Genomic DNA, 3,688 nt, shown 5'->3' with positions numbered 1-3,688 from the left:
CGTCGGTCGCCGATGCTCCGCATGGACTCCCTCCTCCGCCTTGCGATCCACGCACCCCAACGCCGCCCCGCCCGCCCTCCGGGCGGACGACGCGAATTGTCAGACACGCCCTAACCCCGCACCACCCGAGCCCGCAGGTAGTTGCGGCGCCCGAAGTTGGGTTCGTCCACCGCCGTGATCTCGTCCGCCTCGAAGCGGTACAGCGCCGCCGCCCCGCCGCCGGTGAGGAACTGCCGCCGGACGTCCTCCTCGCGGGCGAAAGCCGGATACCGGGCCTGGTAGGCGGCCAGGGCGGCCTCCGCCTGGTGGCCCCAGGCCTCGCCGGCGCTGCCGGTGAGCTGGAGGCCGCGCAGCTGTTCGCCGAAGGCGGGGGGCGGGAGGAAGACGGTGGCGGCGGCGCGGGCCTCCTCGGCGAGGTGGTGGCTGTGCCGGGTGGAGCGCTCGCTGACGAAATACAGCACAAGATCATCGTCGAAGGCGAAGAACGCCAGGTTGGCGTGGGGTCCGTGCTCGTGCCCCGCCGTCGCGAGGGTGAGCACCATGGCCTCGGCGAGCAGGCCCTCGACGCCCTTGTGCAGGAGCTCGCCGGGCCAGTCCCCCTGGGTGATGTCGAGTCGGTACGGCACGGACGCTCCCTCCGCTGGCACGACAGAGCCGGGCGGGGGAACCCGCCCGGCTCACATGCTCCACCCGTCACCCCACCCGAACAAGGCGGGCGACGGAATCAGTAGCGCGACAGCAGCGGGCGCAGCGCGCCGGCCCGCATCCGGTCCACCAGGGGCCCGCAGCGCGCGGCCAGCGGCGCCAGGAGGGCCGCGGCGAGGATGCCGACCAGCATGCCGACCGCGACGTCGTGCGGGTAGTGCACGCCGACCCAGACCCGGGAGGCGCCCATCAGGACGGCGAAGATCCCGGCGATCGCGCCGAGGCGGCGGTCGACGAAGAACAGCGCGGTGGCCGCCGCGAAGGCGATCACGGTGTGGTTGCTGGGGAAGGACCAGTCACCGGTGCCGGGGCAGGTCTCCAGCGGGACGCTCCCGCGGATCTGCGCGCACGGCCGGACCTCCTCGACCAGGCCCTTCAGCACGGAGTTCGCGCCGTACGCGACGACCACGATCAGCGGCGTCGCCAGGACCCGGGCCATCATCGTCGAGTCGGCGGCGCGCGCCCGCCACCACGCGTAGAGCATGAAGACCGCGAACAGGCCGAGGCCGATCGCCGACCAGACCTTGATCACGTCGTCCAGCCACACCGGCGCGGTCTTGGACCACCCGTTGACCTGCGTGTAGAGGCCGCCGGAGATGCCACTGCCGTCGAACACGGCGAGAGCCCGGGTGGACATCACGCGTCACCTCCGTGACGGCGCGCCTTACGGGCGCGGAACACTTCGAGAACAATGGGGAACACGGAGACAACTACTACCAGACCGATGATCGGCAGCAGATATCGGTCGATGCTGGGAACCGACGAACCCAGCCCGTAGCCCGCCATCACCACGCCCACCGTCCACAGCACACCGCCCGCGACCTGCCAGAAGGTGAACGAGCGGACCGGCACTTCGAGTACGCCGCACATCGGATTGAGCACCGTTCGGACCACGGGGATGAACCGCGCCAGCACGATCGCCTTGCCGTGCCCGTACTTGGCCAGCAGCTCCTCGGCCCGCTCGACGCCCTGCAGCAGGCTCTTGCGCTTGCTGCGGCGCAGCAGCGCCCGCCCGCCCCGCTTGCCGATCACGTAGCCGACCTGCGCGCCCGCGAGCGCGCCGACCAGGGCGGCCGGCAGCACCTGCCACAGCTCCAGCTGCGGCCCCTTGGTGGCACCGGGCACGCACAGCAGACCGGCCGTGAACAGCAGCGAGTCGCCGGGCAGGAAGAAGCCCACCAGCAGGCCGGTCTCGGCGAAGAGCACCACGGCGATGCCGAGCGCGCCGAAGGCGGCGAGCAGTGAGGAGGCGTCCAGCGGGTTCACCGCGAGGTGGACGAGGGGGAACTGGAGCAAGGCCGACGGACCTCCCGTACGTTGGAGGGCGGTGAAACGCCCGGACCGTCTACAGTGACGTAGACGGTCTACATGACTGTAGACGATACTTGGAGGAAGCGCCGCCATGTCCGACGTTCCGTCCGCCCGCCGGCCCGCCGGGGAGCTGGAGGCCGAGGTGCTGGCCGCCCTCTGGTCCGCACGGCACCCGATGACGCCGCAGGACGTCCAGGCGGCCCTCGGCGGGGACCTCGCCCGCACCACCATCGCGACGATCCTCGCCCGGCTGCACGACAAGGGCACCGTCGAACGCACCCGGGCCGGCCGCGCCTACGCCTACACCCCGACCGTCCAGGACACCGCGGGCCTCGCCGCCCGCCGCATGCACACCGAGCTCGGCCGCGAGGCCGACCGCTCCACCGTGCTCGCGCGCTTCGTCTCCGACCTCTCCGCCGAGGACGAGCAACTCCTCCGCGCACTGCTGGGCGACGGAACCTCGTGATGATCGCCGTGTGGGCCCCGCTCCTGCTGCCCTTCCTCGCCGCCCCCCTGGCCCGCCGCCTCGCCGACGCCCTGTCGCCCCGGGCCGCCGCCTGGACGCTCGCCGGCTCGGCCGCCGTCCTGGCCGGCGGCACCCTGTGCTCACTAGGCCTGCTCGCCGCCGCCGGACTGCTCCAGCTGCCACCGGTCGCCGCCCTCGGCCACCTGTCGCTGCCCTGGCTCACCGCCGCCGCACCCAGCGCACCCCTGGCGGCGGCCGTCGCCGCACTCGCCCTGGCCGCACTGACCGCCCTCGCCGTCCGGACCGCCCGCCGCCACCACCACGACCTGCGCACAGCCCGGGCCGCCCTCCCCACCAAGGAGACCCGCCCCCGCCACGCCGACCACCACCTCACCGTCGTGGACGACGAACGCGCCGACGCCTTCGCCCTCCCGGGCCGCCTGCACCGCGCCGAGCCCGGCCGGATCGTCGTCACCGCCGGCATGCTGCGAGCCCTCAGCGCCCCCGAACGAGCAGCCCTGCTCGCCCACGAGCGGGCCCACCTCACCGGCCGCCACCACCTCTTCCTCGCCCTGGCCGAACACGCCGCCGCCATCCACCCGGCGCTCCGCCTGCTGCGCACGCCCCTCGGCTACCACCTGGAGCGCTGGGCCGACGAGGTGGCAGCAGCCCACGTCGGCGACCGCACCGTGACCGCCCGAGCCGTCGGCCGAGCCGCCCTGGCCGCCAACCGCTCCCCGTGGCCCGCCCGCCCCAAACTGGCCGCCGCAGCCACCTCCGGCCCCGTCCCACGACGAGTGGCCGCCCTCCTGCAGCCCCGGCCACCCCGCACCGGAACCCGCCTGCGCCCGGTAGCCGTAGCCCTGGCGGCGTGCCTGGCCCTGAGCACGGCAGCAACGATGGAGGCGACGGCAGACCTGCACCGCACGGTGGAGGCGGCACAACACAGCACAGGAGAGCCGGACGACTGACAGCGGCACCATCAATGCGGCGGCTGTGGGCAAAGCCCGCAGCCGCCGCATTGGAATCCCCCGCCAAGCCGCACCAACCCACCCACCGAACCCACCCCCACACCCCCTCCCCACCCAAGGCGAGAGGGAGTGCTGCGGGAGGGGGTGGCGGAGGGGGTGGCCGCGGAGAGGGGCGTGACGGGTGATTTTCAGACTGCCAACGGAGAGAACACCCCGCCTACAGAGTCGGCAGTCG

The 3,688-nt window shown here is 73.3% G+C and carries 5 protein-coding genes; 2 read left to right on the top strand and 3 right to left on the bottom strand.

Annotation, left to right across the window (positions count from 1 at the left end; genetic code table 11):
- Nucleotides 1-110: 110 nt before the first annotated feature.
- From AB0O00_RS32475 to AB0O00_RS32465, 3 genes are all read right to left on the bottom strand, one after another.
- Nucleotides 111-626 (bottom strand): pyridoxamine 5'-phosphate oxidase family protein, encoded by a 516-nt coding sequence (locus tag AB0O00_RS32475; protein WP_363657907.1) that lies wholly within the window; start codon nucleotides 624-626, stop codon nucleotides 111-113.
- Nucleotides 627-724: 98 nt separating this feature from the next.
- Nucleotides 725-1,342, bottom strand: coding sequence for a phosphatase PAP2 family protein (locus tag AB0O00_RS32470; protein ID WP_363657905.1), 618 nt, complete (start codon nucleotides 1,340-1,342; stop codon nucleotides 725-727).
- Entirely contained in the window at nucleotides 1,342-2,001 is a 660-nt protein-coding gene (locus AB0O00_RS32465; protein ID WP_363657903.1) for a DedA family protein, read from the bottom strand. Before AB0O00_RS32465 ends, AB0O00_RS32470 begins: the two co-directional genes overlap by 1 nt.
- Nucleotides 2,002-2,107: 106 nt before the next feature.
- On the opposite strand from AB0O00_RS32465, the gene AB0O00_RS32460 reads away from it, so the two are divergent.
- Both AB0O00_RS32460 and AB0O00_RS32455 read left to right on the top strand, forming a co-directional pair.
- Nucleotides 2,108-2,482 carry a BlaI/MecI/CopY family transcriptional regulator gene (locus tag AB0O00_RS32460; RefSeq protein ID WP_363657901.1) on the top strand — a complete coding sequence of 125 codons (375 nt, stop codon included), beginning with the start codon at nucleotides 2,108-2,110 and terminating at the stop codon, nucleotides 2,480-2,482.
- Nucleotides 2,482-3,453, top strand: a complete 972-nt coding sequence (locus tag AB0O00_RS32455; protein WP_363657899.1) for a M56 family metallopeptidase — start codon at nucleotides 2,482-2,484, stop codon at nucleotides 3,451-3,453. The genes AB0O00_RS32460 and AB0O00_RS32455 overlap by 1 nt, the downstream gene beginning before the upstream one ends.
- The last annotated feature ends 235 nt before the right edge of the window (nucleotides 3,454-3,688 follow it).

Origin of the sequence: Kitasatospora sp. NPDC093558 (genome assembly GCF_040683475.1) — a bacterium.
GTDB lineage: Bacteria > Actinomycetota > Actinomycetes > Streptomycetales > Streptomycetaceae > Kitasatospora.
This window is presented reverse-complemented; position numbering and strand designations above follow the sequence as displayed.

Excerpts from the sequence above, each read along its gene's own strand:
- AB0O00_RS32470 (WP_363657905.1), bottom strand. The coding sequence starts at position 1,342 with ATGTCCACCCGGGCTCTCGCCGTGTTCGACGGCAGTGGCATCTCCGGC.
- AB0O00_RS32460 (WP_363657901.1), top strand. The coding sequence starts at position 2,108 with ATGTCCGACGTTCCGTCCGCCCGCCGGCCCGCCGGGGAGCTGGAGGCC.
- AB0O00_RS32455 (WP_363657899.1), top strand. The coding sequence starts at position 2,482 with ATGATCGCCGTGTGGGCCCCGCTCCTGCTGCCCTTCCTCGCCGCCCCC.